Here is a 4,116-nt window from a genome sequence, read left to right as displayed (position 1 = left end):
ATTTTTTTCCGGCCGAGAAAAGGCTCAAGCTCAGGGCTTTCACCGCAACTGGTAAGACCGGTCAAGCCAAATCCTCATCATCGTACTTGCACATCCGCGAAAACAGCGCCTAGACTGCGCCTGCACTGGACAAACCGGTAAGACCACAATAATGAAGTCCCGACGCCAGCCCCCTGGCGAACAAGGACACCGAACCAGGAATCCCTCCCATGCTCAAATGGTGCTCGCGGTCGATCTTCCTACAAGTTGTCCTCGGACTGATGCTCGGCATCGTCTGCGGGCTTACCCTTCCCGAATACTCAGCACAGCTCAAACCCCTCGGCGACGGCTTCATCAAGCTGATCAAGATGCTCATCGGCCTGATCGTTTTCTGCGTGGTGGTCAGCGGCATCTCCGGCGCCGGTGATCTCAAGAAAGTCGGGCGCATCGGCCTCAAGTCGGTCATCTACTTCGAAGTCCTCACCACCATCGCCCTGGTCATCGGCCTGGTCCTCGCTTTCAGCACAGGCATTGGCAGCGGCGCGAACATCCATCTGGAGCAGCTCTCCAGCGCGGACGTGAACGACATCGCCCAACGCGGCGAGCACATGGTCACTACCACCCAGTTCCTGATGAACCTGATCCCAACCTCGGTGATCGGTGCCTTCGCTGAAAACAACATTCTGCAAGTCCTGCTGTTTTCAGTGCTGTTCGGCAGCGCGCTGAACCTGGTGGGCGACGCGGCTTCCGGCATCTCGCGGCTGATCAACGAACTCAGCCATGTGATCTTCCGCATCATGGGCATGATCGTGCGCCTGGCCCCTATCGGTGTGTTCGGGGCCATTGCCTTCACCACCAGCAAATATGGCCTCGACTCGCTGCAGCACCTGGGCAGCCTCGTCGGCCTGTTCTACCTGACCTGCATCGCCTTCGTCACGCTGATCCTTGGTCTGGTGATGCGTGCGTCGGGCCTGCCGATGCTGCCGTTTCTCAAGTACCTGCGCGAAGAGCTGCTGATCGTACTCGGCACTGCTTCGTCCGATGCCGTGCTGCCCCAGATCATGCGCAAGCTCGAACACCTGGGGATCGGCAGCTCCACCGTGGGCCTGGTGATTCCAACCGGTTACTCATTCAACCTGGACGGGTTTTCCATCTACCTGACCCTGGCGATTGTCTTTATTGCCAACGCCACCGGTACGCCCTTGGCCCTGAGCGATCTGTTGACCATCCTGCTGGTATCCCTGATCACGTCCAAGGGCGCCCACGGAATTCCCGGCTCGGCGCTGGTGATACTGGCGGCGACGCTGACCGCGATCCCGGCGATCCCGGTGGTCGGCCTGGTGCTGGTGTTGGCCGTGGACTGGTTCATGGGCATTGGCCGGGCCCTGACCAACCTGATCGGCAACTGTGTGGCGACCGTGGCGATTGCCCGCTGGGAGAAAGACATCGACGTCCCCCGGGCGCGCAAGGTGCTGTCCGGCCAACAAGGCTATACCTTCCAACCCAGAAAACCGGTGGGCAGTGCCCATCACCAGCAATTCTGAAAGACGGCGATGCCGGCCCGAGAGCCGGCATCGCCTGATTGATTTCCAAGGAGTCACATGTGATCAGCTCATCGACCGTCGTCAATTCCGTGGTGGAGAAACTCCGCGCCGCCCTCGCCCGGGGCCAGTGGCGCTCGGGTGACATGCTGCCCGGCCAGCGCGAGTTGGCCGAGCAACTGGGCATCAGCCGGCCAAGCCTGCGTGAAGCGGTGATTGTGCTGGAAACCCTGGGCCTGGTGCGCTCGATGCCCGGCAAAGGCGTCGTGGTGCTGGAGGCCAATCCCGGCGATGCCGTCAGCGAAGGCAGTGCCATGGCCGGCGCGAGCCTGGAAGACTTGCTGCAGCTGCGCTACACCCTGGAGCCCTTCATCGTCGGCCTGGTGGCCCAGTCCATCAGCAGCAAGGATGTCGGCCAGTTGCGCCTGACCCTCATGGACATGCGCGAAGCCCTGGAAGCCAACGACAGCGACGCCTGCGCCAACGCCTACATCGCTTTCCATGAAGAACTGTTTGCCCTGACGTCCAACCCGATCTTCCAGAACGTGGTCCAGCAGACCAGCAACGCCCTCAAGCAAAGCGCCGATGTGTTGCGCAACTCGCCCGAGCACCTGGCCGAACGCCTGGAAGAGAACGAAGCCGTGGTCCGCGCCATTCGTGGCAAGAACAGCGCCCAGGCCAGCGCCGAAATGCGTCGGCACATTCTCCGGGAAGGCCAACGCATGGGCATCGAATTGAATATTCCGGACGACAACCTCGGCACTTGAACCTGGGCCTGCGGAGACCGCCATGAACACTCTCGTTTCCCATCAGCACAACCGCAACGTACTCGCCGCCCTGCCCCTGCCCGGCCGGATTGGCAAACCGTCGGTGGACGATATCTACCCGCGGATCTTCGACGCCATTCTTGAACAACGCATCGCTCCGGCCAGCCGTTTCACCGAGGAAAGCCTGGGAGACGTGTTCGGTGTCAGCCGCAGCATCATTCGCCGTGTCCTGGCGCGCCTGTCCCATCAGCAAGTGGTGATATTGCGGCCCAACCATCGGCCACAAGTCGCCGCGCCGGATCTGGAGCAGACGCGGCAGATCCTCCATGCTCGCCGCCTGGCCGAGCAGACCCTGGTGCGCCTGGCCTGCAAGGCGCCGCAACCCAAAGACTTGCAGTGCCTGCGCGACCTGGTGGAGCACGAGCGCCAGTGCCTGGACCGCGGCGAGCGTGGCCCGGCGATACGCCTGTCCGGCGAGTTTCACCTGCACCTGGCCGCCATGGCCGGCAACGCGCCGTTGACGCAATTCCTCGGCAGCCTGGTGCCCTTGACCTCGCTGGCCCTGGCACGCCACGAGGTCAAGTCCCGCCGGCATTGCGCCTGGCAGGAACACTTGGCGATCGTCGACGCGGTGGAAGGCCGCAACGTCAATGAAGCGGTGCGGCTGATGGACGAGCACCTGGACCATCTGGAGCAAAAACTGCTGCTGGTCGCAGGCGCGGGATCGTCAAAGTAGCGCGGCTTCGAAGCCAGCGCGGATCTTCTCTTCGGGCAGTTCGTCGGCGATGAACACGATCACGCTTTCCCGGGCTTCGTCGGGCGCCCATTCAGTGTCCCAATCGAAACCGTACAGCTTGAGCACGCCTTGGAACACCAGCCGGCGGGGTTCGCCGGCGATGTTCAGCACGCCTTTGTAGCGCAGCAATTGCTTGCCGTGCTCTTCCAGCAACTGGTTCATGAACTCGCTGAGCTTGTCGATATCCAGGGCCTTGTCGGTGCGCAGCACCAGGCTGCTGATGCGATCGCCCGGGGTTGCCTTGCCCACCGGGCGCAGGCTGAACCCTGCGCCAAGGTCCGCATTGAGATTGAAACCGCGAATGTCGAGCAGCTCGGCCAGGTCGATCTGGCCGTGTTCAACCACCCTGATCGGTGCCCGTCGGTTGATGCGCGTCAAGCGCTCGCCAAGGGCCTGGACCTGGGCGGCGTCCACCAGGTCGGTCTTGCTCAGGAGCAGGCGGTCGGCAAACCCGACCTGGGCCTGGGCGATGGCCTGGGTCAGGTGGATGTCGGCGTGAGCCGCGTCCACCAGGGTCAGGATCCCATCGAGGATATAGCGCTCGCGCAGGTCCTCGTCGATGAAGAAAGTCTGCGCCACCGGGGCCGGGTCGGCCAGGCCGGTGCACTCGATCACCAGGCGGTCGAAGGCAATCTCGCCGCTGTCCAGCCGCTCGAGCAACAGGTACAGGGCTTTGGTCAGGTCGGTGTGAATGGTGCAGCACACGCAGCCGTTGGCCAGGGTCATGACTTGCACCGGCTCGTCGCCCAACAGTTGGGTGTCGATACCGGCATCGCTGAATTCGTTCTCGATCACGGCGATTTTCAGGCCGTGCTCGGCCTTGAGCAGATGGCGCAACAGCGTGGTCTTGCCGGCGCCGAGGAAGCCGCTGAGGATGGTGACCGGGATGGGAGAGGACAAACTGAATCTCCTTGATGCCTGAAAGGAAAACGGTTTTGTGGGAGCGAGCCTGCTCGCGAAGGCGTCGGGTCAGTCGACCTTATCATTAACTGACACTCCGCCATCGCGAGCAAGATCGCTCCCACAGGGATTC

General features: G+C 62.4%; 4 protein-coding genes. 3 read left to right on the top strand and 1 reads right to left on the bottom strand.

All coding sequences use genetic code 11. The features are described from left to right. Window positions 1-209 precede the first annotated feature (209 nt). From J4E53_RS30015 to J4E53_RS30005, 3 genes are read left to right on the top strand one after another with little or no spacing between them, the layout of a single operon-like run. Window positions 210-1,523 carry a C4-dicarboxylate transporter DctA gene (locus J4E53_RS30015; protein ID WP_103311376.1) on the top strand — a complete coding sequence of 438 codons (1,314 nt, stop codon included), beginning with the start codon at window positions 210-212 and terminating at the stop codon, window positions 1,521-1,523. Between the two features lie 59 nt (window positions 1,524-1,582). Beyond that, window positions 1,583-2,287, top strand: coding sequence for a FadR/GntR family transcriptional regulator (locus J4E53_RS30010; RefSeq protein WP_060740540.1), 705 nt, complete (start codon window positions 1,583-1,585; stop codon window positions 2,285-2,287). Between the two features lie 22 nt (window positions 2,288-2,309). After that, window positions 2,310-3,023, top strand: a complete 714-nt coding sequence (locus J4E53_RS30005) for a GntR family transcriptional regulator (RefSeq protein ID WP_103311379.1) — start codon at window positions 2,310-2,312, stop codon at window positions 3,021-3,023. Here the strand turns inward: J4E53_RS30005 and yjiA are convergent. After that, the gene (gene yjiA / locus J4E53_RS30000) at window positions 3,015-3,983 is read right to left on the bottom strand and encodes a GTPase (protein WP_060740538.1); all 969 of its coding nucleotides are present in this window, start codon (window positions 3,981-3,983) and stop codon (window positions 3,015-3,017) included. The genes J4E53_RS30005 and yjiA overlap by 9 nt on opposite strands. Between the last annotated feature and the right edge of the window lie 133 nt (window positions 3,984-4,116).

This window comes from Pseudomonas sp. FW305-28 (assembly GCF_017351395.1).
Classification (GTDB): Bacteria; Pseudomonadota; Gammaproteobacteria; order Pseudomonadales; family Pseudomonadaceae; genus Aquipseudomonas; species Aquipseudomonas fluorescens_AA.
The sequence above is the reverse complement of the archived record's forward strand: the minus strand, read 5'-3'. Positions and strand labels throughout refer to the sequence as shown.